34 protein-coding genes and 3 pseudogenes are annotated in these 26,419 nt (G+C 59.1%); 13 read left to right on the forward strand and 24 right to left on the reverse strand.

Annotated features, from left to right (window positions below; all coding sequences use genetic code 11):
• Positions 1 to 68: 68 nt before the first annotated feature.
• Together AC1DIJ_RS27175 and AC1DIJ_RS27180 are read right to left on the reverse strand one after the other, a co-directional pair.
• Positions 69 to 491 (reverse strand): annotated as a pseudogene (locus AC1DIJ_RS27175) (hypothetical protein).
• Positions 492 to 522: 31 nt separating this feature from the next.
• A complete protein-coding gene (locus AC1DIJ_RS27180) occupies positions 523 to 783 on the reverse strand; it encodes a hypothetical protein (protein ID WP_112389079.1) in 261 nt (86 codons plus the stop codon).
• Positions 784 to 1,067: 284 nt separating this feature from the next.
• Here AC1DIJ_RS27180 and AC1DIJ_RS27185 point away from each other — a divergent pair.
• The 5 genes and pseudogenes from AC1DIJ_RS27185 to AC1DIJ_RS27205 all read left to right on the forward strand — a co-directional run bounded on the left by AC1DIJ_RS27185 (position 1,068) and on the right by AC1DIJ_RS27205 (position 3,903).
• Positions 1,068 to 1,341, forward strand: a pseudogene (locus AC1DIJ_RS27185) (usg protein).
• 98 nt (positions 1,342 to 1,439) lie between these two features.
• Positions 1,440 to 1,731, forward strand: a pseudogene (locus AC1DIJ_RS27190) (hypothetical protein).
• A gap of 94 nt (positions 1,732 to 1,825) precedes the next feature.
• Positions 1,826 to 2,284 (forward strand): PAS domain-containing protein, encoded by a 459-nt coding sequence (locus tag AC1DIJ_RS27195; RefSeq protein WP_477831683.1) that lies wholly within the window; start codon positions 1,826 to 1,828, stop codon positions 2,282 to 2,284.
• Positions 2,285 to 2,737: 453 nt separating this feature from the next.
• On the forward strand, positions 2,738 to 2,938 hold the full coding sequence (locus AC1DIJ_RS27200; protein WP_112389080.1) for a hypothetical protein: 201 nt from the start codon (positions 2,738 to 2,740) through the stop codon (positions 2,936 to 2,938).
• Between the two features lie 65 nt (positions 2,939 to 3,003).
• Positions 3,004 to 3,903, forward strand: a complete 900-nt coding sequence (locus AC1DIJ_RS27205; protein ID WP_112389081.1) for a cytochrome c — start codon at positions 3,004 to 3,006, stop codon at positions 3,901 to 3,903.
• Positions 3,904 to 3,905: 2 nt separating this feature from the next.
• Here the strand turns inward: AC1DIJ_RS27205 and AC1DIJ_RS27210 are convergent, their stop codons facing one another.
• The 13 genes from AC1DIJ_RS27210 to AC1DIJ_RS27270 all read right to left on the reverse strand — a co-directional run bounded on the left by AC1DIJ_RS27210 (position 3,906) and on the right by AC1DIJ_RS27270 (position 14,366).
• Positions 3,906 to 4,322, reverse strand: a complete 417-nt coding sequence (locus AC1DIJ_RS27210; protein WP_112389082.1) for a c-type cytochrome — start codon at positions 4,320 to 4,322, stop codon at positions 3,906 to 3,908.
• On the reverse strand, positions 4,315 to 5,193 hold the full coding sequence (locus tag AC1DIJ_RS27215; protein WP_112389083.1) for a cytochrome c oxidase assembly protein: 879 nt from the start codon (positions 5,191 to 5,193) through the stop codon (positions 4,315 to 4,317). The genes AC1DIJ_RS27210 and AC1DIJ_RS27215 overlap by 8 nt, the downstream gene beginning before the upstream one ends.
• Positions 5,181 to 5,489 carry a hypothetical protein gene (locus AC1DIJ_RS27220; RefSeq protein ID WP_132526517.1) on the reverse strand — a complete coding sequence of 103 codons (309 nt, stop codon included), beginning with the start codon at positions 5,487 to 5,489 and terminating at the stop codon, positions 5,181 to 5,183. The genes AC1DIJ_RS27215 and AC1DIJ_RS27220 overlap by 13 nt, the downstream gene beginning before the upstream one ends.
• Positions 5,486 to 6,088 carry a cytochrome c oxidase subunit 3 gene (locus tag AC1DIJ_RS27225; protein ID WP_112389085.1) on the reverse strand — a complete coding sequence of 201 codons (603 nt, stop codon included), beginning with the start codon at positions 6,086 to 6,088 and terminating at the stop codon, positions 5,486 to 5,488. Before AC1DIJ_RS27225 ends, AC1DIJ_RS27220 begins: the two co-directional genes overlap by 4 nt.
• Positions 6,085 to 7,998: a cytochrome c oxidase subunit I gene (gene ctaD / locus AC1DIJ_RS27230; protein WP_112389086.1), complete on the reverse strand. Its 1,914-nt coding sequence runs from the start codon at positions 7,996 to 7,998 to the stop codon at positions 6,085 to 6,087. The genes AC1DIJ_RS27225 and ctaD overlap by 4 nt, the downstream gene beginning before the upstream one ends.
• Entirely contained in the window at positions 7,995 to 8,984 is a 990-nt protein-coding gene (gene coxB, locus AC1DIJ_RS27235; protein ID WP_112389087.1) for a cytochrome c oxidase subunit II, read from the reverse strand. The genes ctaD and coxB overlap by 4 nt, the downstream gene beginning before the upstream one ends.
• Positions 8,981 to 9,574 (reverse strand): c-type cytochrome, encoded by a 594-nt coding sequence (locus AC1DIJ_RS27240; RefSeq protein WP_112389088.1) that lies wholly within the window; start codon positions 9,572 to 9,574, stop codon positions 8,981 to 8,983. Before AC1DIJ_RS27240 ends, coxB begins: the two co-directional genes overlap by 4 nt.
• 23 nt (positions 9,575 to 9,597) lie before the next feature.
• Positions 9,598 to 11,994: an FdhF/YdeP family oxidoreductase gene (locus tag AC1DIJ_RS27245; RefSeq protein WP_112389089.1), complete on the reverse strand. Its 2,397-nt coding sequence runs from the start codon at positions 11,992 to 11,994 to the stop codon at positions 9,598 to 9,600.
• 119 nt (positions 11,995 to 12,113) lie between these two features.
• Positions 12,114 to 12,350, reverse strand: coding sequence for a hypothetical protein (locus AC1DIJ_RS27250; RefSeq protein WP_162706012.1), 237 nt, complete (start codon positions 12,348 to 12,350; stop codon positions 12,114 to 12,116).
• 2 nt (positions 12,351 to 12,352) lie between these two features.
• Positions 12,353 to 12,925, reverse strand: a complete 573-nt coding sequence (locus AC1DIJ_RS27255) for a DUF2934 domain-containing protein (protein WP_112389090.1) — start codon at positions 12,923 to 12,925, stop codon at positions 12,353 to 12,355.
• A gap of 26 nt (positions 12,926 to 12,951) precedes the next feature.
• Positions 12,952 to 13,479 (reverse strand): DUF4142 domain-containing protein, encoded by a 528-nt coding sequence (locus tag AC1DIJ_RS27260; protein ID WP_112389091.1) that lies wholly within the window; start codon positions 13,477 to 13,479, stop codon positions 12,952 to 12,954.
• Between the two features lie 154 nt (positions 13,480 to 13,633).
• Positions 13,634 to 13,765, reverse strand: coding sequence for a zinc-binding dehydrogenase (locus tag AC1DIJ_RS27265; RefSeq protein WP_477831684.1), 132 nt, complete (start codon positions 13,763 to 13,765; stop codon positions 13,634 to 13,636).
• Between the two features lie 49 nt (positions 13,766 to 13,814).
• A complete protein-coding gene (locus tag AC1DIJ_RS27270) occupies positions 13,815 to 14,366 on the reverse strand; it encodes an NADP-dependent oxidoreductase (protein WP_477831685.1) in 552 nt (183 codons plus the stop codon).
• Between the two features lie 349 nt (positions 14,367 to 14,715).
• Between AC1DIJ_RS27270 and AC1DIJ_RS27275 the strand changes: the two genes are divergently transcribed.
• Positions 14,716 to 15,333, forward strand: a complete 618-nt coding sequence (locus AC1DIJ_RS27275) for a flavodoxin family protein (RefSeq protein WP_112389092.1) — start codon at positions 14,716 to 14,718, stop codon at positions 15,331 to 15,333.
• Positions 15,334 to 15,339: 6 nt separating this feature from the next.
• On the forward strand, positions 15,340 to 16,017 hold the full coding sequence (locus AC1DIJ_RS27280; RefSeq protein ID WP_112389093.1) for a UdgX family uracil-DNA binding protein: 678 nt from the start codon (positions 15,340 to 15,342) through the stop codon (positions 16,015 to 16,017).
• Here AC1DIJ_RS27280 and AC1DIJ_RS27285 read toward each other — a convergent pair.
• From AC1DIJ_RS27285 to AC1DIJ_RS27295, 3 genes are read right to left on the reverse strand one after another with little or no spacing between them, the layout of a single operon-like run.
• Positions 16,014 to 16,241 carry a hypothetical protein gene (locus tag AC1DIJ_RS27285; protein ID WP_112389094.1) on the reverse strand — a complete coding sequence of 76 codons (228 nt, stop codon included), beginning with the start codon at positions 16,239 to 16,241 and terminating at the stop codon, positions 16,014 to 16,016. The genes AC1DIJ_RS27280 and AC1DIJ_RS27285 overlap by 4 nt on opposite strands.
• 35 nt (positions 16,242 to 16,276) lie before the next feature.
• Positions 16,277 to 16,573, reverse strand: coding sequence for a DUF3175 domain-containing protein (locus AC1DIJ_RS27290; RefSeq protein ID WP_112389095.1), 297 nt, complete (start codon positions 16,571 to 16,573; stop codon positions 16,277 to 16,279).
• Positions 16,574 to 16,624: 51 nt separating this feature from the next.
• Positions 16,625 to 16,939, reverse strand: a complete 315-nt coding sequence (locus tag AC1DIJ_RS27295) for a plasmid stabilization protein (RefSeq protein WP_112389096.1) — start codon at positions 16,937 to 16,939, stop codon at positions 16,625 to 16,627.
• A gap of 236 nt (positions 16,940 to 17,175) precedes the next feature.
• Between AC1DIJ_RS27295 and AC1DIJ_RS27300 the strand changes: the two genes are divergently transcribed.
• The gene (locus AC1DIJ_RS27300; RefSeq protein WP_112389097.1) at positions 17,176 to 18,963 is read left to right on the forward strand and encodes a thiamine pyrophosphate-requiring protein; all 1,788 of its coding nucleotides are present in this window, start codon (positions 17,176 to 17,178) and stop codon (positions 18,961 to 18,963) included.
• A 110-nt stretch (positions 18,964 to 19,073) separates the two neighbouring features.
• On the opposite strand, the gene AC1DIJ_RS27305 is transcribed toward AC1DIJ_RS27300, so the two are convergent.
• A complete protein-coding gene (locus AC1DIJ_RS27305; RefSeq protein ID WP_112389098.1) occupies positions 19,074 to 19,301 on the reverse strand; it encodes a hypothetical protein in 228 nt (75 codons plus the stop codon).
• A gap of 206 nt (positions 19,302 to 19,507) precedes the next feature.
• Positions 19,508 to 19,852 (reverse strand): GFA family protein, encoded by a 345-nt coding sequence (locus AC1DIJ_RS27310; RefSeq protein WP_477831699.1) that lies wholly within the window; start codon positions 19,850 to 19,852, stop codon positions 19,508 to 19,510.
• A gap of 69 nt (positions 19,853 to 19,921) precedes the next feature.
• On the opposite strand from AC1DIJ_RS27310, the gene AC1DIJ_RS27315 reads away from it, so the two are divergent.
• The 5 genes from AC1DIJ_RS27315 to AC1DIJ_RS27335 all read left to right on the forward strand — a co-directional run bounded on the left by AC1DIJ_RS27315 (position 19,922) and on the right by AC1DIJ_RS27335 (position 24,801).
• Positions 19,922 to 21,091 (forward strand): zinc-dependent alcohol dehydrogenase, encoded by a 1,170-nt coding sequence (locus AC1DIJ_RS27315; protein WP_112389149.1) that lies wholly within the window; start codon positions 19,922 to 19,924, stop codon positions 21,089 to 21,091.
• Positions 21,092 to 21,107: 16 nt separating this feature from the next.
• Positions 21,108 to 21,908, forward strand: coding sequence for an SDR family NAD(P)-dependent oxidoreductase (locus AC1DIJ_RS27320; RefSeq protein ID WP_112389099.1), 801 nt, complete (start codon positions 21,108 to 21,110; stop codon positions 21,906 to 21,908).
• A 159-nt stretch (positions 21,909 to 22,067) separates the two neighbouring features.
• On the forward strand, positions 22,068 to 22,661 hold the full coding sequence (locus AC1DIJ_RS27325) for a cysteine hydrolase family protein (RefSeq protein ID WP_112389100.1): 594 nt from the start codon (positions 22,068 to 22,070) through the stop codon (positions 22,659 to 22,661).
• Between the two features lie 321 nt (positions 22,662 to 22,982).
• The gene (locus AC1DIJ_RS27330; RefSeq protein ID WP_112389101.1) at positions 22,983 to 23,876 is read left to right on the forward strand and encodes an SDR family oxidoreductase; all 894 of its coding nucleotides are present in this window, start codon (positions 22,983 to 22,985) and stop codon (positions 23,874 to 23,876) included.
• Between the two features lie 19 nt (positions 23,877 to 23,895).
• On the forward strand, positions 23,896 to 24,801 hold the full coding sequence (locus tag AC1DIJ_RS27335) for an alpha/beta fold hydrolase (RefSeq protein WP_477831686.1): 906 nt from the start codon (positions 23,896 to 23,898) through the stop codon (positions 24,799 to 24,801).
• 23 nt (positions 24,802 to 24,824) lie between these two features.
• Here AC1DIJ_RS27335 and AC1DIJ_RS27340 read toward each other — a convergent pair whose 3' ends face one another.
• The 4 genes from AC1DIJ_RS27340 to xth are packed head-to-tail and all read right to left on the reverse strand — an operon-like array spanning position 24,825 to position 26,415.
• Positions 24,825 to 25,088 carry a hypothetical protein gene (locus AC1DIJ_RS27340; protein WP_112389102.1) on the reverse strand — a complete coding sequence of 88 codons (264 nt, stop codon included), beginning with the start codon at positions 25,086 to 25,088 and terminating at the stop codon, positions 24,825 to 24,827.
• Between the two features lie 5 nt (positions 25,089 to 25,093).
• The gene (locus AC1DIJ_RS27345) at positions 25,094 to 25,336 is read right to left on the reverse strand and encodes a hypothetical protein (protein ID WP_477831687.1); all 243 of its coding nucleotides are present in this window, start codon (positions 25,334 to 25,336) and stop codon (positions 25,094 to 25,096) included.
• Between the two features lie 12 nt (positions 25,337 to 25,348).
• Positions 25,349 to 25,594, reverse strand: coding sequence for a hypothetical protein (locus AC1DIJ_RS27350; protein ID WP_112389103.1), 246 nt, complete (start codon positions 25,592 to 25,594; stop codon positions 25,349 to 25,351).
• Positions 25,595 to 25,638: 44 nt separating this feature from the next.
• On the reverse strand, positions 25,639 to 26,415 hold the full coding sequence (gene xth / locus AC1DIJ_RS27355) for an exodeoxyribonuclease III (protein ID WP_112389104.1): 777 nt from the start codon (positions 26,413 to 26,415) through the stop codon (positions 25,639 to 25,641).
• Positions 26,416 to 26,419: the final 4 nt, after the last annotated feature.

Genomic DNA, 26,419 nt, shown 5'->3' on the forward strand with positions numbered 1-26,419 from the left:
GAGCAAAGAGTCGACGGTAAAAATCATGTTCGCGTCCTCAAAGAGGCACGCGGCAGGTGCAAAGTCGTCTATATCTCGAACGGTTGTCGGCGACGGCCTCCTTTCCGATAGCTGCACAGACCAAGGCCGCCAAACCGATGCGATTGAACTCGGCGACGACGGCACCTGTGATTGTCTTGATTACGGGATGCGTCCTGCTTTCCGGGCAGCATATCAGACCGGTCCAACGTCTTCAGCGCTTCGATGATCTCGTCATAGGAGACGGCGTTGTCCGTGCCGGGATAAAGGCGAAGAGCCGGAATGGATTCGATGGCGAAGATGTCGGATGCTCACGACGCAAGAATGGCGCGTTTCTCGTCCCTGCCGATTTCGTCGGCCGCAAGGACGTCGCGCGGATGACCAAAATGTTTGCCTGGATGCAGCAGATGGGCGACGCTGATTGCTGCTGCCGGGTTCACTGGTGTTGAATTTTCGAAGCGTTCCTTTCTCATAGCTTGACCCCATATGATGCCAAGTTGACGTTCATTGTTGTTTGGCTGAGCTCGGTGAAATTTCCTGACGCCCGAAGAGACCTCGCGCGGCTTCGACCATTGTTCTGAGATGGCTAGGCTCGCGAACACCTTGCCTGTATAATTCCACTGTTATCGCCGCCATCCGCTCCGCTTCCTCGGACTCCCTGGGAATTCCAGCGCCCGACCGGATATCATCGAAGACCCTCTGACAGACGGCAAGATCACGGCTGTCGAAGGGAGTTGACGAAGGCTTTGTTATTGCATGAACCATCCTTTCACCTCCTTGTCGAAGGCTCGCCCGAAAACGATGATGACGTTGATCCCTGGCCGGACCGGCTGACCAGTCCGGGCGGGTGCAAAACCTCAATCGAGCCTTTTGCGCGAAATGATCTGGTTTTGCGGATTTTCGATTTCAAGAGATGAAGCAGAAAAAAATTAGCACGCATACCGAGTGGCCTAACATACTGGAAAGGAATAATAAACAGGATCATCGCGTTAGAAATCCGTTGATGACCGTAAAATTTTGCGGCAATTTTCGACTGCCATGAAACGGAGATGAGCACGCAATTTTCATCGGATCTGGAGCGCCAACTCAACGGCTTTACCACGGCGCACATCCTCTACCGCATTCCTGATTTCGAATCCGTGCTGCAGACCTATGTCTGGCAGGACTACGAATCTGGCTCCCGATTTTCCCGAGATGCAGAAGTTCCTTGAATTCTGGGAGGCCAATCTCGACGGGCCGCTGCATTCCGTCCGCTACAGCCATCAGCGTCTGATAGGGCCAAACGAGTGGCGTCGTGTCGAAGGCGAGTTCAGGCTTAACTAAGCTCTTGAAACGGAAATTTTCGCTTCCTAGCGCTTTGCGCGGTCGAGGCTCCGATGAGCTCGGTCACTATCACACGTCTAACCGGAGTGAGATCGAGAATGGAAGAGAAGATCAAAATCATCGAAGACCTCAGCATCGAGGAGCGCGAAGAGGTCTTTGCCGATATCGCGCATGTCCTGGAGGTAGCTGCACGCGAGGCATATGTCGAAGGCAACCGCCATTTTGACGCGCTTTCCGCCAATATGGCACAGGCGATCTTCATCAATGCTGACGAACTGGCGCGTGACGACGTGCGTAAAGCCGAGCGCGTGTTGCAGCAAGCAACCGCCATGATCTCGCAGTTCGAGGCCGTGCATCCCTTATCGTATGGTGAGCCACGCACGCCACTAGAGGTGTGAAACCGCTAGGCTTCTGATGCCGTCTCAATCCTGAATGAAGACCAATGTTGTGACGGCGATATCGGTTTCGGCGCTCAGGGGTGAGGATGGCCGGATCCGACAAGGTTGGGTTCATTGCCATCGACATCTCGGCAAGTAAGAATGCGCAGGAGGCTGAACGCCACCTGCCTGCCATCATCGAGTCCTCGAATGACGCGATCCTTGGCATCGAACTCGACTTGACGATCACCAGCTGGAATGCCGCCGCCGAGAAGCTTTACGGGTATTCGCGTGACGAGGCGGTTGGAAAGTCCGTTTTGATGCTCGTGCCGGAAGAGCGCCGCGACGAAGAGCCGGAGATCCTCCGAAAGGTTAGCGGCGGGAAAGGCGTGGGGCCTTACGAGACGCAACGTCACAGAAGGCAGTCGTCTCGTTTTCTTTGGCTATCCACGAGCTCGCGACGAATGCTGCAAAGTACCGCGCACTGTCGGTTGCCCAGCGCAAGCTCTCGATCTCCTGGCGGCTTGGCGACGGTGATGAGAGGACGAAAGCAAGGCTACATTTGAGGTGGGCTGAACATGGTGGTCCCGCAGTGAAGCCCCCAACGAAGAAGGGTTTCGGATCGCGTCTGGTTGAGAGGCTTCTTGCCGCCGAGCTGAACGGCCGGTCGACAATCAGTTACAATCCCGCCGGGGTCGTCTGCGAAATCGACGTGGTGCTGGATGTAGATGTATGATCAGCAGACGATCCGGCTGAGTGGCGACGACCGGTGCCTCGCGCATCGGCCGCCGCCCCAAGGTCCACCGCGAGCTCAAGGAGCGCTCCTTGGTACGCTTTGGCTTCAGATTTGTGAATCCCTAAAGTCGAGAATTTTTTGGTGAGTTGCCACTCCTGGAAGTCTTATGTTGGTAGTCTACCGGCTGAGCCCCTGCAGGAAACAGTCAAAACGCGCTGCGCCGCGGGACGATGGAACTTTCATTTCCTGCCTCAGTTAGCTTCGATCATAGGAGGAAACGACCATGGCTATGAATTCACCAAAGGACGGGGCTCCGGGCACGACGGATCAGTCACCACGCTGGGAAGGTCCCCAGGAAAATACGCCGAGGGGCTACCTTCGCGCGAAGGACGATCCCGACCGGGACCGGGATGCAAATGGCGAAAGCAACAGCGACCCTGAGTTCAAAAAGGTTTCTGACGCTTTCAAGACGAAAGACGACTGATCTTGGCACACTCGGGAGCTACGCGACCCCGGACTGTGAATGTTGCCAGGGCCACGCTCGGGAAAATGGCTTTCGTCGCCATTCTGTGCGGCGGCACCGCGGTTGCGGTCGGCTGGAATATAAGCGCAGCTCGCCCGCCGTTCTCGCAAGGCGATCCGCAGTTCGAGGGTGCCGCTGACGCGGTGCACGGGCAACTGATCTTCGCGGCCGGCGGTTGTGCGTCCTGCCATGCGACCCCTGGCCAACCCGATCGACTGCGGCTTGGAGGCGGCATGGCGCTCGGCTCACCGTTCGGCACCTTTCGGCCGCCTAACATTTCTCCGGATCCGGTGGACGGAATTGGCAGATGGACCCCCGTCGATCTGGCGAACGCGCTCGTCGGCGGTGTGTCGCCTGAGCGTGAGCATTATTATCCCGCCTTTCCCTATACGAGCTTCACTGGAATGACGGCCGGCGACATCCGGGATCTCTACGCGTATCTCATGACGCTTCCGAAAGTCTCGGGACGGGCACCACCGCATCACCCTTCGATTCTGTTTCGCATTCGCCGGTTCGTCGGATTCTGGAAGCTGCTGTTTTTTCGGGAGGGTCAATCGGAGGCCCGGCTGAGTGGCGAGCCGATCCATGATCGCGGCGCTTATTTTGTCGAGAGCATATCCCACTGCGCCGAATGCCACTCCAGTCGGAACGTCTTCGGTGCCATCAAACCCGACACCCGGTTTGCCGGAGGAGTCGATCCGCAAGGGACGGGGTTCGTGCCCAATATCACGCAGCAAGACCTGGGCAAGTCGAGCGAGCAAGACATTTCAACGATGCTAAAAACAGGCGACACGCCTGACCATGGCCGTGTCGGATCGTCGATGGCCGACGTTGTGACCAACACGGCCATGCTGCCCGACAGCGATCGTGATGCGATTGCGCGCTACATCAAGGCCCTCCCGGCCTTGCCGACGCCCGAACCCTAACCTCAATGTGCGTAGAGGTAGGCGGCAAGGTCCTTGGCTTCCTGTTCTGAGATGCCGGTGTTCGGCATCGCGGTCTGTGGTGAAAAGCTCTGCGGCGAAACGATCCATGCAACAAGGTTGTCGGAGCGGTTTTCCAGCACACCGGCAATATAGACGTGTTTGGATAACCCGGTGAGTGGCGCGCCGGTTTGGCCGTCCGCCCCCGGTATGCCCGGAATGGTATGGCAACCCGAACAACCATAGCGACGAAAGAGTGCGGGAGCGCGCGCCGGATCGCCACCGGTCAGCGCCACAGCTGCGGCCGTCCTTGTCTGACTGTCGCGTATTGTATTGGTAACCACAAAGGCGCTCAGCCCGGCAGCAACAGCGGCGGCAACCCAGACTATGGGGCGAGGGGCCAAGCCGGCAACATCAGGCATTTCGCGCTCCTCTCTCGCTGGAACCGCGGATCCAGAGCGCCAGCATCGTCATCGCCGCAGCTGCATAGATGGTACCGGCCGGCACCCACATGATCATGCCGGCCAGTTGCTGATCCTCCAGGGGTGTCAGCCCCCAGGCAGAAGCGGTTTGCGTCTGGGCGATATAGAGAACGCGCGGTGCCAGCGCCATCAAGGCGCCGAGGATGCTCGTGTGTAACATCGTCAGGAACATGTGCCAGGCAGCGGCGCCGTAGTCGCTTTTCCAAACGACCGCCCACCAGAACAGGACCGCCGTTGCAAAAAAACTGAGGTGCTGGAGGCGATGCATAGCGGTATTGGTCACGGCTGCGTCGAACAGGAAGGGCAGGTGCCAGCCCCAGATGGCGACACCATGGATGGCGGTGGCGCTGGTCGCTCCCGTGCTCCAGTCCCATGACCGCCGGATGAGAGGAGTTCGCATGGCAGCGCCTAAGCCAAGACGCGCTCGTTTTGGCAGACCCCATAGAAGGAGGCCGACCGGGCGCGCAAGCACGATCAACGGTGCCGAGACGGCCATGACGATCTCGTGTTCGATCATATGAAAGGTAAAAAGGTGTTCTCCGAGCCAGTGGAGCGGCGAGATCAGCGCGCCCGCGAGAGTCAGCATACCGCTGTAGAAAAACAAGCTTTGGCGGTGCCTCGCTCCAAGCCGGCGCGCCCGACCTGAAAGCCTCACGATGCCGAACGTGTAGAGTGCGCTGATCACGGTGACTGGTAGCACGATCCACGGATCGAATGTCCAAACCGACGCAGCCGTATGAGGATCGTCTCCATGGGCCAGCGCCGGAGCGGCCATGATCAGTAAGATCAAGGTGCAGATCAGCGCTGACATGGGTCCAGCAGCATCGACGCCGCCCCCTGCAATAGCAGCGCAAAGACAAAGGCGGAGGCGATCACAAATCCCGCATCGATGACAAACCGCTCGGTCCGGCCGACGGGTCTTGGCGCGAGACGAGAGGCAGCAGCCCCTGCAATCGACATCAACAAGAGGGCCGAGCAAAGGGCGGGTGTCCAAACCATCTGTCGCCGGCAATCGAGGTAGGGGGTGATCTGCCCAAGCTGCGTCCCCACGGCCCAGGCCAGCGGCGGCACGACAAGTCCGCCATATCGCATCCAGGTTCTGGTCATAGGCGCGGTACCCAGTAGAGACAGACATACATTGGCAACCAGGTTGCCACCACGAAGTTCCAGTACATGGCGTTGTCGCTGACATCGCCGTAGCGCCGCGGATTGTCGCCATGCCTGGAAAACATCAGGCAGGTCAGCACCAGCGTGTCGATCAGGTCGGTTATGATATGGGTCGTGTGCAGTCCAATCATCACCCAAACGATCGAGCCGTAGGCATTCTGGTCCCACGAGACGTGTATCGCCGGAAATTCGAAGATACGAACGATGAGCGGCGCCACCCCCAGCAGCGACATGATGATCAGGCCGACACGGACCTTCGCCAAATTCTGCTGCCGTGCCCAGCGGGCAATCAGGACGTTGGGAAGCAGGCTGGCAATCAGCAACGCCGTCAAGGCCGTTCCGGGCAGCAGATCGGGGGGCGGTGCATTCGACGGCCAGTGCGGTGCCAGGCTCATGAGGTAGAGGTAGACAACGATCGAAAGCGCAAAGCCTGTTCCCTCGATCAGCATGAAGGCAAGCGTTCCCCACCAGGTCAGGCTTGCGGTGCCAAGCCCATGCGCGGGCAGTTTCGTGAGATCGAGTACGACGGATTGTTTCATGAGTCGTCCTCCGGAGTGCCTTTCGGCCAGAACCATCCGATCAGGGCAATCGACACAGGGATCGATCCCCAGACGACTGCCCAGGGCGTGAAGATCGACCAGATCAACAGCACCGTGGTTGCGAGTGCCGACCAGAGCGGCCAGATCGAGTTGTCAGGTGACGACTCGCGCGCCTCTGGAAGCGCTTCGACGACGCTGCTGACGATCAATTCGCGGCGGTCGACCGACAGGCCGGAGGCAACGGGAAGCGTTTCTGATTTCTCTGACAAGGGCGCGAGACTACTGACCACCGGCAAGCGCGAGAAATTATAGGATGGCGGCGGCGACGAGGTCGACCATTCGAGCGTCGATGCGTCCCAGGGATTGTCAGGCGCGGCCGCACCGGAGACGGCGCTACGGATGGCATCGATAAAGAACAGCAGGAAACCGGCCGCAAGGATGACGGCACTCAGGCTAACGAACATGTTCAAGCCAGACCACGGCATTTCCGGCTGATAGGTATAGATGCGGCGCGGCATGCCCTGCAGCCCGAGGATATGCATGGGAAAGAAGGTCAGGTTGAAGCCGGTAAAGATCAGGCCGAACGCCCAGCGACCGAGCCTCTCGCTCATCATTCGGCCGGTGATCTTTGGGAACCAGTAATAAATCGCCCCGAGCAGTGGAAAGACCGCGCCACCCACAAGAACGTAATGGAAGTGAGCAACCACGAAATAGGTGTCGTGAACCTGCGTGTCGAAGGGCACGGAGGCCACCATGACGCCTGTCATCCCGCCGATGACGAAAATCACCATGAAGCCGATGACGAACAGGAACGGCGTCTTAAACACCGGTCTGCCGGCCCACATCGTCGCCAGCCAGCAGAATATTTGCAGACCAGCAGGAATGGCGATCGCCATGCTCGACGCCGTAAAGAAGCTTTCGCCCAGGCGCGGCAGTCCGGCGACGAACATATGATGCACCCAGAGTCCGAAGGCCAGAACCCCTGTCGCGACCAAAGCCATTACCATGGCAAGATAACCAACCACGGGGCGCCGCGTAAAGGTCGCGACGATCGTCGAGACCATGCCGACGGCCGGCAGGAAGATGATGTAGACCTCCGGGTGGCCGAAGAACCAGAACAGGTGCTGCCACAGCAGTACGTCGCCGCCCTCGGCCGGATTGAAGAAGTGCGTGCCGACAAGCCGGTCGAGGATCAGCGCCGAGCTGGCGATCATGATTGCCGGCATCGCCATGATGATGAGAAACGATGTGACCAGCATCGACCAGACGAACAATGGGATCCGGTCGAGCGACATGCCGGGTGCGCGTTGCTTGAACACGGTGACAACGATCTCGACCGCGACGGCCAGCGCCGAGACTTCGGTAAACGTGATCATCTGCGCCCAAATGTCGGCGCGTTTTCCAGCAGCATATTGCGGTCCAGATAGCGGCACGTAGGCAAACCAGCCGACGTCAGGGCCAGTATCGACCGCAAAGGCGATCCACAGTAGCAGCCCGCCGGCCAGATACATCCAGTAGGAAAACGCGTTGAGGCGCGGGAAGGCGATGTTGCGGGTGCCGACCATCAGGGGCACGAGATAGACCGCCATCGCCTCCATGACTGGCACGGCAAACAGAAACATCATGTTCGTGCCGTGCATGGTAAAAATCTGATTGTAGCGATCGGGACCGATAAACCGCGCTTCGGGCTCGGATAGTTGCAGCCGCATCGCCATCGCCAGGAGCCCACCGAGCGCCAGAAACACGAAGGCCGTCACGATGTATCGGCGGCCGATGATTTTATGGTCGACGGTCGAAAGCGCGCCCCACACCCCCGCAGGTGTCGACCAGGTCTGTGAGAGACGGCGGTCGAGCTCGATCTCGCCCAATCCGGTATCGCGCAGATCCTGGCCGTCCTCCTTGATGGTCATTTAAGGCTCTCCATATAGGCGGAGATATTCCGGAGCTCCACGCTTGTTAGGGGAACCATCGGCATGTTGTTGCCCGGCTTGAGGGTCTGCGGATCGGCAATCCAGGCCGCGAGCGACCCGCGTGTGGTTTCGAGAAGCCCGGCCGCAATCGTCTGACGGCTGCCGACATGGGTCAGGTCGGGGCCGGTGGTGCCGATGGCCGGAGTACCGCGAACCGTATGGCATGCAGCACAAGGTTTTGACAGAAAAGCGAGCTTTCCGGCGGCAGCGTCGTGGTCCGTCGGCATCACGCCGTTTTCGCGTTGGACCGCAATCCACCGCTGATAATCCGCAGGCTCATCGGCAATGACCATCATCGCCATGTGAGTGTGCTGCAGGCCGCAAAATTCGGCGCACTGGCCGCGATAGATGCCGGGCCGTTCCGCTCGCAGAAGAAGACTGTTGCTGCGGCCCGGCACGAGATCCTGTTTGCCCGCAAGGCTCGGCACCCAGAACGAGTGCACAACATCCGCACTTTCGAGCTGGATCCGAACATCCTGACCGACCGGGATATGGATTTCGTTGGCAGTCTGGAAGCTGAGCGCCGGATTGGCGTCGGCATAGATGACCTGCCACCACCACTGCTGCCCCCTGACGGTGATCGTCAGCGCTGCGTTTTCCGGCAAACCGATGCCGCGTGTGGTGTAAAAGCTTGCGATCGTCAGACCTGCGATAATCATGACCGTCGCGGCAACGGCACTGCCAACGCTCATCGTCAAGGGCCGTTCACGGGCCTCGCCGCCGTCGCCGGACCGTTTCCGCAGCAGTGCCCAGCCGAGCACGATCATGACCAGGAGCCAGACGACCGAGCAGATGACGGTTATGCCAATGATCAGGTGCTCGACATGGATCGCCGGAGCGCCCTGAGGATCCAGAGCCGACTGGTTGCCGCTACAGCCAGCGACAGCAGCAATGATCGACAGCGCAAGGATCCGAGCGGTTCTCAAGGGGAGGGCCCCTGGTCTGGGTGGGCGCCGACCGGTCCTTCGTTGAACAGGATCTTCGCCGGCGCCCGGTTTTCGGCCGGCCGCGTGTGGCGGTCGTCCCTGCGACCCGTCGCCGCCATTTTGGCCGAATAGGCGCCGATGGTCTGGACATAACCGGCCAGTTGCCAGATTTGCTCGATCGTCATCCGGTCACGAAAGGCCGGCATGCCGTGCGGGCGACCGTCGCGGATCGACGCGACAATCGACACCATCTCCGGACCATACAGCCACCAACCGTCGAGGAAGGAAGGACCTACGTTTCCGCGCCCATCGCCGTGACACTCTTGGCAGCCGAACCAGCTATAGAGTCGCTGGCCCTGGCTGAGATTATAAGCGTCGCTTTCGTAAGGTTTCCCCTCAGCGAAATAACTCTCGGGCGGCGCACCGCTGATGCCATTGGACATTAGCCGGAACCGGTCGAGGTCGGCGACGACGAGTGGATCGGTCCGGAGTTCCCGCGGCTGCCGAGCCCAGCCGAGAAGCGCGGCCCCGGCGACCAGCAGAAAGGTTGCCAGAAACCACCACTTTGCGTCGTTGATGCTCCCGAACATCATGTGCTCACCCGGTCACTCCCTCAATCATCTGGAACTTCTGAGGATCGACCGAGACGCACCGGAAGGAGCTTGTAGGAGGGCGTTTTCGATTTCGGATCATGGTGAGCCAGCGGAAAGAGCGGGTTCGTCTCAGGATAATACGCGCCGCAACATCCCCTGGGAATATCATAGGCAACGATCCTCAACGCCGTCACCGTCCGAACGTAGTCTGTATCGATAGCAGTGGTCAGATCGACACTGTCGCCGTCCTTGAAACCCAAGCGAAGAATATCCTCCGGGTTCATGAAGACCACCTTGCGAGTGCCTTCGACACCGCGAAATCTGTCGCTGTACCCATAAATCGTGGTGTTGAACTGGTCGTTAGATCGCAGCGTCGCCAGGTGGAGGACGTCGGTGCTCCGCGCCGTCGAAAATTCCGGAAAGAGTTTCTCCGGCGTAAGGAAGTTCGCCTTGCCGCTCTTCGTCACCCACTTGCGTTCGCGCGCCGGCAGCGGCCTGACAAACCCGCCCGGTGTAAACAGGCGTCTGTTGAAATCCTTGAACGTTTCCGGGTAGGTTTGCTCGATCGCATCACGGATCTCCGCGTAATTCCCGACCCAGCTGTCCCAGGGAACCTTGGTTTCGCCGAGGGTCGCCTTGGCCATGCCGGCGACGATTGCCGGCTCCGAAAGGAGCTCCGGGCTTGCTGGTCTCGTCTTGCCGCGCGAGCCGTGGAAATGCGCGATCGAACTCTCCATCGATACGGCCTGCGGACCGGTCGCTTGCTCGTCCAGTTCGATGCGACCGAGACACGGCAGCAGATAGGCAATCTCGCCATGGACGACATGGCTGCGATTGAGCTTGGTGGCGATCTGCACGCTAAGCCGCAGCCTACGCCAACCTTCTTCCATAACAGTCGTGTCGGGGACTGCTCTCAGGAAGTTGCCGCCGAGACTGATGAAGGCTCGGGATTGTCCGCCCATAATCGCCTCGCAGGTCTCAACCGTCGAGCGGCCTGTCCACCGGGGCGGGTTGAAACCATAGAGTTCGGAAAGCTTGTCGAGCGGTGCCAGGCCCGGCTTCTCGGTAATGCCGACGGTTCGTTGTCCCTGGACGTTGGAATGGCCGCGGACGGCGCAGATGTTGGCGCCCGGTTTGCCGATATTCCCACGCAGAAGGGCAAGGTTGCAAACCATGTGGACGTTCTGCACGCCCATAAGCTGTTGCGTCAGGCCCATACCGTAGACCATCATTACCGCATCGGATTTGGCGTATATGGCTGCGGCCTGCGTCATCTGATCCCGGCTGAGGCCCGAAACCTGCTCCAACTCCTCCCACCGATGGCCGCGTGCGGCGTTGGCGAATTCCTCGAAGCCGGTGGTGTGCTCCTTGATGAAGTCATGGTCGAGGACATGCTTCTTGTCGGCCGCCGCAATCGAGGCCGCAAAGGCAACCATTGCAGCGTTATCTGGATCCTTTGGTTTGCCGTCGTCACCGGCGACACGGCTTTGATGGGAGGCTTTCAAGGCATCGTCGGCTTCGATCAGCGCCTTGCAGACGCCAAATAGTGCGGCGATATCGCCACCGTTGTTCACCTGATAATATTCGGAGGAAATCTTCGTTTCGTTGCCGGTGAGCATCTGCGTCGGTGACTGCGGGTTGACGAACCGCTCAAGGCCGCGTTCACGCAACAGATTGAAGGTGACGATCTTGACGCCGCGATCGACGGCATCCTGGAGATCGTGCAGCAAGCGCGGCGACGACGTACCAACGTTCTGCGCGATGTAGAAGATGCAGTCGGTGTTCTGGAAGTCCGAAAGGACGGCTGTTCCAACAGCGGCCCCGATGCTTTCCGGAAGAGCGACCGATGAGCTCTCGTGACACATGTTGGAGCTGTCGGGCATGTTGTTGCTGCCGTACATGCGCGCAAACAGCTGGTACATGTAACTCGTTTCGAGCGATGCCCGACCCGACGTGTAGAAATCGACCTGATGCGGGTCGAGAGCGCGTAGCTCCCGACCGATCTCTTCGAACGCCTCGGCCCAGGCGACCGGAACATATCGATCGGTGGCTGCGTCCCAGCGCATCGGATGCGTCAAACGACCTTGTTCTTCGAGGTCGTGATCGTTCCAAAGCTCCAGTTCTCGAAGAGGATGTTTACGGAAGAATGCCCGGTCAGCACGCCGAGATGTCACCTCCCAGGCTGTGGCTTTGGCCCCATTCTCGCAAAATTCAAGAGGGTGAGTCTTGGCAGGTTTTGCCCAGGCGCAACTCACGCACATATAACCTTCCGGCTTGTTCTGCGTCGACAGCAGCTTCGGCCCACGCAGAGCGACATGCTCTTTCAGGGTGATCTCGGCGACGGATTTTGCAGAACCCCATCCGCCCGCAGGTCCGGAATAGGGCTTGATTTTGGGAAAGGGTGTTTTCGGCGTCATGGATGCCTCAAGAGATACCACGAGGCGAGCCATCTCGGTTGAGGCTCCTCGGTTCTAGTAAACCTTCGATGTCGCACCAAGTTCCGCTGCGCCGGGAAGGCGCAGCTTGCTTCATAGCTCTATCCTCGAAACTCGCCCTCGTTCATGTCGCGCTCGTCATAATTGATGCGCCAGTCCGCGGAGTCTTTGCCCTTGCCCGGCGTTTTCTTGTTAACCGTCGCGTCGTCGGAATGGGTGATCACGCGCGGCTTGGCGCTGCTGACACCGTTGTTGGAGCCACCTGCATGGTTGCTTTCGGACTGCCCTTTGGCGTCCTGTTCAATCTGAGCTTTGGACGATCTGCCATTTTTTGTCATGATTAGGCTCCTGGGCGGTCGGACCGGGGGTTTCTCATATCTTCCTCAGCCTGCGTCTCGCCCACTGCGCGGCGCAGTCCCTTTTCAGCCTCTCGCGCCAGACGCGTGCGACGCCGAGAGGCGGTCGGATTATCCGCAGCGCGAGAAGCATCCGTTTCAGCTGGAACCGTCTCGAGATCTTTATTTCCGAGTGCCCCCCATGACGGATCCCATTCGACGCCTTCTGTCAGCTCCACGAAGATCGGCTTGGCGCAACCTCCATTGTGGGATTGGGCCAGTTTGAAAGCAGCCTCCGGCTCCATCTCCTCACCAGGAAATATCGAATCGTCTTGCCCGGTCTCGGCGATCTTGCGGACATATCCGCGAACTTGATCGCCGGAATGATAGAACTTGATCACCAGTGACCCGGCAGACGCCGCGCCAGCAGAGTAAGGCATGTAGTGAGCGCCTTGACCTGTAGCGCTGGCCTCGCCGTCTGCCGCCTGATACCAGTGCGCAAGATCCCGTCCTTCCGGCCGCCCCTCGCTTTCCCAGATCTGATAGGCGCGCAGTCTTTTTTCCTCTTCGTCGATCATGACTTGCCTCCTGGCTTTTCAAAGCACTACTTATTGAGGTCCTTTGCCATCATCAGATGGTGTTCCAGAGCCGGACGCGTACTGGCGGCCCACGCTTTCAAATCGGCATTGTCGCCTTCATCGCCATACCGCTTGAACAGATCGACCGCATCTTCATGCACGGACTCCTGATCAGAGTGGTATTGCTTGTTGAAGTCGGCGCCCTGAAGGCCGTTCAGCTTGTCGAGCATGCTTTGCTGACTGGATGTCATCGCTGCCGGAAGCGGTGCTTTGACCTTGCCGCTGGTCACCAAGCCCTTGAGTTCATCCGTGGTCTTCTGGTGATCGGTGACCATCTTCTGGGCAAAGGCTTTCGTTGCTTCGTCACCACGCTCCAGGGCAAGCTTGCTCGAGGCGATCTCGAACATATCGCTGGTGGCGGCTTCCTTGACGAAGTCTTCCGTCTTCGGAGCAACGCCCATCAGCGAATTGACGCCGGTTTTCTCGGCGGCAGATTGCGCGAAGGCCGGACCGGCAAGCACGAGGGCAAGCGAAGCGATAACAAAGTGTTTCATAGGGATCTCCTGATTTGTCTTCGCCTAAAAACGAATTTGCCAGCCTGACTGTTCCAAGGAAAATCGACCGAGCGGAGCGCGGTGCCTGCTGCCAAGATATCGACAAGAGACGCGCCCGTTGAAAGGTTTCCAGGTGCGCCTCCAGATCGTTGGATTAATCCACGACTTTCAGAACGACCTCGCCGCGGATATGGTTCTCCTTGAGGGCTGCCTCGCGAAGCTCAAAGGTGCTCGCGATCACCACCTTGACCTTGCCTTGGTCGATCAAGTCCGCGATCTCTTGCAATTGAGCGCCGTTCGGCTACGCGGTGTAGCGGCCGACGCGAATGTCCCGTTCAGCGGCGCGCGCCTTGTCCGGCGCCTCCTGGCTTGACGACATTGAAGCTTCGCTCCTGCGTCTCACCACCCAGATCGAACACCAAGTCTACGGGCTCGATCAGGTTCTCGAACTTTTCGGACTTGTAGTCGATCACCTGATCGGCCCCGAGGTCGCTGACGAACTCCTTGTCGCCCGCAGATACCGTGGTTGCGACCCAGGCGCCCTTTGCCTTGGCAAACTGAATGGCGATATGTCCGACCCCGCCGGGGCCACCGTGGATAAGAACGCGCTGGCCCTGCAGCAGACCGCCCTGGTCGAAGAGACCCTGCCAGGCGGTGATGCCGGCAAGCGGCACGACGGCCGCGCCGACCGCATCCAGTGATTTTGGCTTCGCGGCGACTTCGTCAACTCGTGCTAGGACGAATTCCTCGTAGCCGCCATGTTCTGGCCAGAGAAACGCAAAGACCTCGTCGCCGATGAGGAAGCTTGAGACATCGTCGCCGGCGGCCGCGATTTGTCCGCTGACATCGCGCCCGAGCACATAGGGCAAGTCCTTCTCGGTGACCATATTTTCCTTCGCGCATCTTGGCATCGACCGGATTGGACGCATGCGGCAAAGACTTTGATGAGGACTTCGTTGGCAGACGGGATCGGACGGTCAATTTCCTCGATTGCCATGACCTCCGGTCCGCCGAAGCGATGAATGCGCACAGCCTGCATGATGAAACTCCTTTGATGTTCGGGATTTTTTGTTGTTCAAAACGGAAACCGCATCGCAATGCGATCGTTCCCTTGCAGTCGGCGCGCAGGGAACAACTCGGCTGATGATCGGTTTCGCTTTGCGAGTTGGAGGTACCAACGCTTCCCGAACATCAGGCTGTTGGAACAGCCGGCCCTTTTTCACAACAGGAGCAGCCATGACTTTGAAAGCAGTCGCCTTGAACGGCACCCTGAAGTCCTCGGATTCTTCCGAACCATCCTCCACCGGCAAATTGCTCGAACTCATTGCCGAAGAGTTTAAGAAGCACGGCGTCGAAACCGAGATCATTCGACTTGCCGATTACAACATCAAGCCGGGCGTGACGTCGGACGAAGGCGAAGGCGACGCTTGGCCCGACATCCGCAAAAAAGTTCTGGAAGCCGACATTCTGCTGGTCGGCACGCCGATCTGGCTCGGGCAGCCGGGAAGCGTTTGCAAGCGCGCGCTGGAGCGGATGGACGCATTTCTCGAAGAGACCGACGATCAAGGCCGCATGGTGTCCTACGGCAAGGTCGCAGCAGTTGCGGTGGTTGGCAACGAGGATGGCGCTCACCATGTTTCTGCCGAGGTCTTTCAGGCCCTCAACGATGTCGGCTTCACGATTCCGGCCAATGCGGTTGCCTACTGGGTCGGCGAGGCCATGGGATCGACGAACTTCGTCGATCTGAAAAAAACCCCGGAGGCGGTTCAGACGATGATATCGATGCTGGCGCGCAATACGGTTCATCTCGCCAAGCTTCTGAAGAAATCCCAATATCCTGGCGAGGAGGGGTAGCGCGCAATGCCAACGACCACCCGCAAAGCACAGGTCCCGCCTGCTTTTGCAGAACCCCATCCACCGGCCACAAGTTTGAGCGCATTGCGGGATCAAGCTGAAGCCTGTGAACGCTGCGACCTCTACCGGGATGCCACCCAAACCGTGTTCGGAGAGGGCCCGTCCGAGGCAAAAGTTGTGCTGGTGGGCGAGCAACCGGGAGATCAGGAGGACATAGCTGGCAAGCCCTTCGTCGGCCCCGCGGGCAGGCTGCTCGACGAATGTCTGCAGGAAGCCGGCGTTGATCGATCACTCTGCTACGTGACCAATGCGGTCAAGCACTTCAAATTCGAACGACGCGGCAGACGGCGCCTTCATGCCAAGCCAAACGCCGGTGAGATACAACGTTGCGCCTGGTGGCTGGGCGGCGAACTTGAGCTCCTCCGGCCTGACCTCATCGTGGCGCTCGGGGCGACAGCCCTCTACACTCTGATGGGCCGATCGGTCGGACTGACCAAGGAACGAGGACACGTTCTACCTGCAGCAAGCGGGACGCCTATCCTGGTCACGATCCATCCGTCCTATCTGCTCCGGATCCGCGATCACGATGATCGTGAGAGCGAGCGCCAGCGCTTTATCAGCGACCTCAAGAGCATTGGCGACCATCTGAATGCGTCACTGATGACGGCACGGCAAAATGCTTAAGGATCGAAACTCCCGACGGCCGGGAGTTCCGGCTGCGGTCCGAGCTGTTCCTCATCGGTCCAAAGGTTATCGGCGAGATCGCCGAGCGATTGCAGCACGAGGCGGCGGGGCCAGCCGGCAGCAACGGCTTGCTCGATGATCGACAGAAACGACGGTTCCAAAGCCTGCTGGCATTCGAGATCGTCGTCGCGCGGATTGTCATTCGGCGCTTTTATGACCGGCATAGCCACTCTCCCTTCAGCATCAAACGAGAGGCTCTTTAACGCTTCGGCTGCTTGCCAAAGTCCTTGCGCAGTTCATCCTTGGCGCGTTTGAGGGTCGCCAGACGCGATCGTGACAGCTGCTTGCCGGCACGATTGATATAGAAGGTAAGCATCGACATCGCGGACTGGAAAGGGCTGGCCTTTCGCCGCGGGCTTTCCTCCGCGGAATGCTTGAGCGAATCCGCGATCTTCTTGGCGCTGCGCTGCTTGAACACCCCGCCTTCGAGGTCCATCGCATCGCTGTTGTCGGTCACGTCCTGCGACCATTTCTGCTTGGGTTTCTTTTTCGGCATCGGATCCTCCGCATGTGAAGCGGCGCCCTGGGTCGGGCGCCATATCAGGGGTCAATGATGGGCGTGGTGCTCATTGCGTTTGCGAGTGGCAGCGGCCTTTTTGGCCGAAGCGGAACGCTCTTCCTTGGTCCGCGATGCAGCAGCGGCACCACCCCTGCGCCCGCCTTTTTCGGAGGAGGAATGGTTTTCGGCATGTCCGCGACCAGATCCGGACTTCTTGCCGCCACCGCTTTCTTTATTGACGGTGGCCCAGGCACGGCGCTCGGCTTCCTTTTCGGAGACGCCGCGATCTTCGTAGCCTTCCTCGATGTGCTCGGCCTTGCGCTTCTGTTTGTCGGTATAGGCGGACTTGTCACCTTGGGGCATGGAACATCTCCTTAACTGACATGGGATTTCACGCAGGGAGAACTGTGGTTTTCGACCAAAGTTCCGCTGACTGTGAATTGTGATCGCGTCTCTGCGACCGACGCTCAGGAGGTCCGGATCGAACCGCTCCAGATCGGTTCTTCAGAGCATAAGAGAACTGCCGCAATTGCGGAACCAACACCCGGAAACAGGGGTTTGTTGCAGACCTATTTTGATGTGACCCAAGAGCCTTCGATATGACACAGACCGTCGGCGATTTCGTCGTTTCCCGTCTTTACGCCTGGGGCGTCCGCCGCATGTTCGGCTATCCCGGCGACGGCATCAACGGCGTGTTCGGCGCGCTCAACCATGCCGGCGACAAGATCGAGTTCATCCAGGCACGTCATGAGGAGATGGCCGCGTTCATGGCATCTGCCTACGCGAAATTTTCCGGCGAGCTCGGCGTCTGCATCGCGACCTCTGGCCCAGGGGCGGCACATCTCGTAACCGGCATGTACGATGCGAGAGCGGATCATCAGCCACTTCTGGCGATCGTCGGGCAGCAAGCCCGTGGCGCGCTTGGCGGACATTATCAGCAGGAGGTCGATCTCGCTGCCCTGTTCAAGGATGTCGCCAGAGATTTCGTCCATCAGGCCTCCACGCCGGCGCAAGTCCGACATCTTGTCGATCGTGCGGTGCGGATCGCGCTGGCGAACAGGACGGTGACGGCATTGATATTGCCCAACGACTTGCAGGAAATGGTCTACGAAGAACCGTCGCGGGCTCACGGAACCCTCCATTCCGGCTTTGGCTATCGGGCGCCAAAGATTGTACCTTATCAGGAGGACCTGCAAGCCGCGGCCGACATCCTCAACGCCGGCAAAAAGGTTGCCATCCTGGTCGGTGCCGGCGCTCTTGGCGCGACCGACGAGGTGATCGCCATCGCCGATCGGCTTGGTGCCGGGGCTGCGAAGGCATTACTTGGCAAGGCCGCTCTTCCGGATGCTTTGCCTTGGGTTACCGGGTCGATCGGTCTTCTTGGAACTGAGCCCTCCTGGGAGCTGATGCGCGACTGCGACACGTTGTTGATGATCGGTTCCGGCTTTCCCTATGCGGAGTTTTTGCCGGAGGAAGGACAAGCGAAGGCGGTCCAGATCGATATCCAGCCGGGCATGCTGTCGCTGCGTTACCCTATGGACGTCAATCTTGTCGGCGACGCCAAGGAAACATTGGACGCATTGCTGCCCTTGCTTGAGCAGAAAGATGGAGAATGGCGCAAGCACATAGAAAAGAACGTTGCCGCCTGGTGGAAGCTCCTTGAGAAACGGGCCCACGCCGAAGCCAATCCCGTCAATCCGCAGCTGGTCGCTTGGGAGCTGTCGTCACGCCTGCCGGACAATGTCATCCTGACCAGCGATTCCGGCTCCTGCGCGAACTGGTATGCGCGCGATATCAAGATTAGGCCCGGAATGATGGCGTCGCTTTCGGGCGGACTGGCATCGATGGGTGCTGCAGTTCCCTATGCTATCGCTGCCAAATACGCCCATCCGGACCGACCTGTCATCGGTTTGGTCGGCGATGGCGCCATGCAGATGAACAACATGGCGGAGCTGATCACCGTTTCAAAATACTGGCGAGACTGGGCCGACCACCGCTTCATTATCTGCGTCTTCAATAACGAGGATCTCAATCAGGTGACCTGGGAGCAGCGGGTGATGGAGGGCGATCCGAAGTTCGAGGCCTCACAAGGCATTCCCAACGTGCCGTACCACCGGTTCGCCGAACTCATCGGCCTCAAAGGCCTGTTTGTCGATCGCCCGGAAAATCTGGGGCCGGCCTGGGACGAGGCGCTTGCGTCGGATCGCCCTGTTCTCCTTGAGGTCAAAACCGACCCCGAAGTCCCCCCAATGCCACCGCATATCACGTTTGATCAGGTCAAGAAACTCACAACCACGCTGATAAAGGGTGATCCAAACCAGGAAGGCGTCATCCGCGGCACGGTGCGGCAGGTCTTAAGTTCAGTCCTGCCAGGCAAGTACGAATAGCCGCGCATTACGGCTAGAGGGTTCAGAGCTGTAGCGGCCGACGTCGGAGTCGGGCGCGGGTTGTGTCGGGCGGTTAGCTGCCGAGTTCGTACGATATCTGGTAGCCGAGGCTATTCGGCGGCCTGGCGGAGAGCAGACCGCTTCGCAGGTTCCACCTGCCCAATGATCTCGAATTCGGAGGGCATCGCATGCTGGTCGGTTCCGAGCAGAGCAAGCGACCAGTAATCGGGGTCCCTTCCAAAGACGGTCGAAACCTGGACGACGGTCGTTCGACCCTCGAAGTACCGAGACGACTTCGCCCAGTAGAAACCACCCGGGACCAAACGCGCTGCAACCATCGTACCTACTCCCTTGTAACTCGCGAACGATAGGAGAAAACTCCAAAGTGAGAACGGCCTCCCCTGTGGACGGCGCCGGGCTTCAGAAGGTTTCTTGCGTTTTCTCTTCAGGCAAGCCCCGTCCGCCATCGGCCCAGCCCAATCTGCTTTCGACGTCGTAATATCCCTCTGGCCGGACCCAACCGACTGTCACACGTATCAACTCGTCAACGTCGTACTGGAGGTAAGAGGTGTTCCACACAGATCGCAAAAGCCGCGCGTCGCAATCGGGGAAGAGCGATATGACCGGGGCGACCTTTTGTCCATCCGAACGCCTCTAGGCTTGCCTGCACAAGGACGGCGAATGGCCCGCCGGTCCCCTTCTTGCACATGTCACAATGACAATAGCCGGTGTGGAGTGGGTCGCCGCGGAACTCATACCGACATGTTCCGCATAGGCACCCGCCGATCCATGTTGTCTTTTCGCTCATGCCTCGCGAATTGCTCGCGCTCGTTTTTTTGTTCCCTGAACGTCCGACGTGTTGCTGAATACGCCAGTCGCGATGGAACATCTTTTTCACAGGGCGGTTTTCGACGAAAGGCGACGTCCGCACCGTGATAAGTTCGATGAGGAGAACGACATGAAGGCGCTAACATGGCATGGCAAGCATGACATCCGCTGCGAAAGCGTCCCGGATCCCAAGGTGGAAGACGGTCGCGACGCAATCATCAAAGTCACCGCCTGCGCCATTTGCGGATCGGACCTCCATCTTTACAACGGCATTATGCCGGACATGCATAGTGGCGACATCATGGGCCATGAGACCATGGGCGAGGTCGTAGAAGTCGGCAAAGACAATAAGAAACTTAAAGTCGGCGACCGCGTTGTCGTTCCCTTCACCATCTCGTGCGGCGACTGCTTCTTCTGCAAACGCGGGTTCTTTTCTGGTTGCGAAAGGAGCAATCCCGATCCGTCGAAAGCGAAGAAGCTTTGGGGCAGCTCACCTGCAGGCCTGTTTGGCTACACGCATCTCCTCGGTGGCTACAGCGGCGGCCAAGCGGAATATTTGCGCGTTCCCTATGCCGACGTCGGACCGATTAAGGTACCAGACGGACTCACCGACGAGCAGGTTCTGTTCCTCTCCGACATCTTTCCGACCGGCTACATGGCGGCAGACTTCTGCAACATCCAGCCGGGCGACACTATTGCGGTATGGGGCTGCGGCCCGGTCGGGCAGATGGCGATCAAGTCCGCGTTCATTCTCGGCGCCGAGCGGGTCATCGCCATCGATACCGTGCCCGAGAGGCTCGCGCTCGCTGAAAAATCCGGTGCGATCACCCTCGATTTCATGGACAAGGATATTTACGACAGGATCATGGAGCTGACCAACGGCCGCGGCGCGGACGCGTGCATCGACGCCGTTGGAACCGAGGCCGAGCCAGCGGCAAGCTGGGACTCGCGGATAGACCGCATAAAGGTCGCGACCTTCATGGGGACCGACCGACCACATGTGCTACGCCAGGCAATCCATTGCTGTCGCAACTTCGGCACGGTCTCGATCGTTGGCGTTTACGGCGGCTTCCTTGACAAAATCCCGATGGGCTCGGCCATCAACCGCGGTCTAACCTTCCGCATGGCCCAGACGCCGGTCCAGCAATATCTGCCGCTTTTGATGGAGCGTATTCAGAACGGCGAGATCGATCCGTCCTTCATCATCACCCATCGGGCCACGTTGGAAGACGGCCCCGACCTGTACAAGACTTTCCGCGACAAGCAGGACGGCTGCATCAAGGTCGTTCTGAAACCGTAGCAAGGAAGAAGTGATCATGGGTACTTCACAGTTGAAGACAGGGCTCGCCGTCGTCACTGGCGCCTCGAGCGGAATTGGCTTGGAACTCGCCAAGATCGCCGCGTCGAAGGGCTACGACTTAATCATCGTGGCAGACGAGGAGGCGATCAACGATGCCGCAGCCAAACTTCGAAGAGACGGAGCAAGCGTCGACGCCTTGATCGCCGACCTTTCGACGATCGAAGGCGTCGACCGGTTGCTGGAAAGCATTGAAGCCGATGGCCGCTCAGTCGATCTGCTACTTGCGAATGCGGGACGAGGGCTGGGTAAGGGTTTTCTCGACCAGGACTTCGCCGAGGCCCGCCGTGTCATCGACACGAACGTTGTCGGCACGGTCTACCTCATTCAGCAGGTCGGCATTCAGATGCGCACCCGTGGCACCGGCAAGATTTTGATCACGGGGTCGATTGCTGGATTTATCCCCGGCAGCTACCAGGCCGTTTATAACGGCAGCAAGGCGTTCCTGAACAGTTTCTCGTTCGCTCTCCGGAACGAGCTCCAGGATTCGGGTGTAACTGTGACATGCCTCATGCCCGGTCCGACAGAAACGCGGTTCTTCGAACGCGCTGACATGCTCGATACGGACGTCGGCCAGGCTGAGAAGGACGATCCGGCCGACGTCGCGAAAGTCGGCTTTGACGCCATGTTGAACGGAGAGGGCGACGTCGTCGCCGGCTGGAAAAACAAGTTCCAGGCGGCAATGGCCAACGTCACGCCGGCATCAGTGCTCGCCGCGAAGCACGCCAAGATGGCGGCGCCGGGCACCGCGAAGAACTGATCCCGAGACACCGTGCGTTGCGTCAACAAGTCTGAACTATCGCCCGCTAATGCCGGTACCACCGGGACCTTCGGACGGCATAGCCAGATTTGATTAAAGCTCATTGTGGGTTTCTGTTTCCTAAAGCGGAGCGAGTTACCCGAAGATAGGAGGTCGTTCATGCAGGAGATCGGCAACTGGCGGCATATTTGTGTCGATGCCCAACGAATGTTTGCCGAGCACACGCCATGGTATGTGCCATGGATGGCGCGCGTGCTTCCGCAACTAACGGAAGTTTCGCAGCGCCACGCCGAACGAACCATGTTCACTCGGTTCGTTCCTCCGCTTCGCGTGGAGGACGCTCGTGGTACCTGGAAGGATTACTACGAAAAATGGTGGATGATGACAGGCGAACACTTATCAGAGGAGCTACTGGAGTTGGCGGCGCCGCTTCAAAGGCTTGTGCCACCGGCTCGGGTCCATGACAAAACGACTTACTCACCTTGGGTAGATGGCCGGCTCGTTTCTCATTTGCGACAGGAGGGGGTGCAGACGCTCGTCATCACCGGGGGAGAAACGGATGTGTGTGTGCTGGCAACTGTGCTCGGGGCAATCGATTTCGGGTTTCATGTCATTGTCCTAAGTGATGCAGTATGTAGCGGAACCGATGAGACCCACGATGCGGCAGTTGATCTGCTGAGCGACCGGTTCTCGGTCCAGCTAAAGCTCCTTAAAACGGACGCCTTTCTTTGCTCGATTTCACAACAGAAATAATAGGTTGGCGGTTAATAACCGTCAGGATCGCGCGATTGTGTGGCCTGAGCCGCGACAGAGCGTTACTCGGCTCCGATCGTAACCACTTCACATCAGCTGACGCTCGCAGATCTTTGCAGACATACTTTTCCTGTTTGCCCCGTTAGCAACACTGAATCACGTTAACCTTCGCGATCCTGCGGGCGGCCATAATGCACACGCTCGCCGTTAAAACGTTTACAGGAATAGTTGCCAGCCCTGAAATACAGGAACAAACACCACGCAAGCAACGTTCGCGAATTGCCAAGATCCAATCAGCCACAAACAAAACCCGGTGTGACAATGAACGACAAAGCCTCTTTGAACGACCCACGCGGCCTCTATCCTGCGCCGCCGTTTCCAGACCAGCCGCAAGCCGCTCCGGGGCTTGCCCGCAAGATGGACCCTGTACCGGACCATGGTGAACAAAGCTATCGCGGGTCCGGCAGGCTTACTGGCCGCAAAGCCCTGATAACCGGCGGCGATTCCGGGATCGGCCGCGCCGCCGCGATCGCATTTGCTCGCGAGGGAGCCGACGTGGCCATCGGCTATCTCCCCGATGAGGAAGCGGACGCCAGGGAGATGATCCGGTTGATCGAGGCGGAGGGCCGAAAGGCAGTGGCGCTGCCCGGCGATATCAAAGAAGAGGCATGGTGCCGCGAGATGGTCGAAAAGGCCGTCTCCGGTCTAGGCGGCCTCGACATTCTGGTGATCAATGCCGGACGCCAACAGTACCGCGAAAACATCGAGGAGCTGTCGACGGACGATTTCGACAAGACCATGAAGACCAACCTTTACGCGCTGCATTGGATTGCTAAGGCTGCCGTGCCGCATATGCCGGCTGGATCTGCAGTGATCACGACCGCCTCGATCCAGGCTTATCAGCCATCGCCGATTCTGCTCGACTATGCGACGACGAAGGCGGGCATCGTCGCCTATACCAAGGCACTCGCCAAGCAATTGATCGAGCGCGGCATCCGCGCCAATGTCGTGGCACCTGGCCCGGTCTGGACGGTGCTTCAGCCAAGCGGCGGTCAGCCCGACGAGAAGGTCAAGAACTTCGGCAAGGACAGCGATTTCGGTCGACCCGGCCAACCGGTCGAACTTGCTCCCGTCTTCGTGCTCCTCGCCTCGCAGGAGGCCAGCTTCATCAACGGCGAGGTCTATGGCGTGACCGGCGGCAAAGGCGTCGCATGACCTCGCCTGGAAGATGACTATGATTCAGGAAGAGAATTTGAAGCATATTCACGCCGGTGTGCTCGATGTTGCATACTTCGAGCTTGGCCGGGCAGAAGGTGTGCCAACAATCCTTCTTCATGGGTTCCCCTATAATGCCCATGCCTATGACGGCGTGGCAAGTCGTCTTGCCGCCTCAGGGCACCGCTGCATCGTACCCTTCCTGCGCGGCTACGGCGCGACCCGCTTCGTGTCGCCGAAGACCCCACGTTCCGGTGAGCAGGCGGCCCTCGGCGCGGATCTCCTGTCATTGATGAATGCTTTCGGAATCGAAAAAGCGATCCTCGGCGGCTACGACTGGGGTGGCCGGGCCGCCTGCGTCGTCGCCGCCTTGTGGCCTGAAAGGGTGATTGGACTGGTGAGCGCCGGAACTGGTTACAACATCCAGGATATAGCAGGCGCGGCTAACCCCGGTGCTCCGGACCAGGAGGCGCGGGACTGGTATCAGTATTATTTCCACACCGAGCGAGGTCGGAAGGGCCTTAACCAGCATCGGGATCAGATCTGCAGGTTTCTCTGGCAGACATGGTCGCCGTCTTGGTCGTTCAACGAAGAAACGTTCGAGCGCAGCGCCGCAGCGTTCGACAATCCAGACTTCCTGGACGTCGTCATCCATTCCTATCGGCATCGGTACGGGGTCGTTCCCGGCGATCCAGCCTATGCCGAGGTCGAAGCGCGGCTAGCAGAGCAGCCTGACATTACGATTCCCGCCATAGTCCTGCTCGGCGCCGACGATGGTGTCGATCCTCCATCAACCGAGGACAAAGATGCTATCCACTTCAAAGGAGCCTATAGCCGCCAGATCCTTGCCGGCGTTGGCCACAACGTTCCGCAGGAAGCACCCGCGATTTTTGCGGACGCAGTCCGAGACTTGGTCCCGGTGTGAGCGCTCCGGGATTCGTGAAACGACTATTGCAGTTTTGCCTCGATAGCGCGCCCGACGATGGTCAACTGAAGTATCGGCTGCCCACCCATGAAGCTCTCTTCCACCAGCTCCATCGTTTCCAGGCGCTCGACTAGCTTTTCGGACAGCCGCTTGTTGCCAACCAGCCATCCTTTACCCGCCTTGCGCTGGCGTCGGAAAAACGCGATCGCTCGTAGCGCGTCCCGTTGGCTCCGGGTGAGGCCCTTCGCCGTCTCGGCGGGGTCGGGGTGCTCGAGGGAGGGCAGCATAAGCGTTACTCCTTCACCTCTGGTGACGGGGCCTCCGCGGCGGGCCAATCGTTCGCTGGCTCCTCAACGTCTTCAGCCGGATCGGGGTCACGGTCGTAAGCCAGGCGATGTTTTGCAATGACGTCTTGAAGCGTTTCGATCACCGTGACGGTTCCATGGCCCTCATTCGCAAACCGGTCGATAATCTCGGCGACGAGATCGTCGAGACGCTGGAACAGTCGTTCGGCATGATCGGGTGCTTCTGTCACGATCGTCGCCCCTCAGATATCGATCCGCCGCTGCCGCCAGTCCTTGTATGGCGCCAACAGCTGTCCAGGAAATCGCTCTTCGATCGCGGTCTCAACCATGGCGATCCTGACAAAGACCTCGCTGCCGTCGCGGTCTTCGGACGGGATATCTTCGCTTTCGTCTTCGAGCTTCTTCATCAGCGCAAACAGTTCTTCGTCGGTCATTGCGGAAAGTTGGTCTGCGAACTCCGCGGCATCAAAATCTTGTCCCTCTGCCATTGTCTGTCGGCTCCTCTGTCCTCGATGGGTTTAGCGATAACGGTCTAGTCGTCATCGAGTTCGATCCAGACCGGAGCGTGATCACTGGTGTGCTCCCATGCACGCGCAAACTTGTCGACGCCGCAGGTCTGCAGTCGCTCCCGAAGTGACGGACTGAGCAGGAAATGATCGATGCGAAGGCCGGCGTCGCGTGAGAAGGCGTTGCGGAAATACTTCCAGAACGTGTAGATTCGCTCTTCGGGATGCAGCAGCCTGACGGCGTCCGTCCAGCCCATGGCTATGAGTTCGGCATAAGCTGCGCGAACCTCAGGCCGAAACAGGGCATCGTCTCGCCAGCGCTCCGGCTTGTAGACGTCGAGATCGGTCGGCATGACGTTGAAATCGCCGACCAACGCTACAGGCACATCGAGCTCAAACAGGTCAGCGGCATAGGAATGCAGCCGCTCGAACCACCGGAGTTTGTAGTCGAACTTCGGCCCTGGTGCTGGATTGCCGTTCGGAAGATAAAGGCATCCGACGACGATCCCATCAATGGCAGCCTCGATGTAACGGCTGTGACTGTCGTCAGGATCCCCCGGAAGTCCACGACGGGTATCGCGCGGCTCCTGGTCCCGGGCAAGGATCGCCACGCCATTCCAGGATTTCTGTCCATGCCAGATCGCCCCATACCCTGCACGCTCGATCTCACGGCGCGGAAACTTTTCGTCCGGCGCCTTCAACTCCTGCAGGCACACGACATCAGGCTTCGCCTCGGCGAGCCAGCGGAGGAGGACCTCGAGCCGGCCGTTGATGCCGTTGACGTTATAGGAGGCGAGCTTCACCGGC

This window comes from Rhizobium sp. 10N427 (assembly GCF_056394605.1).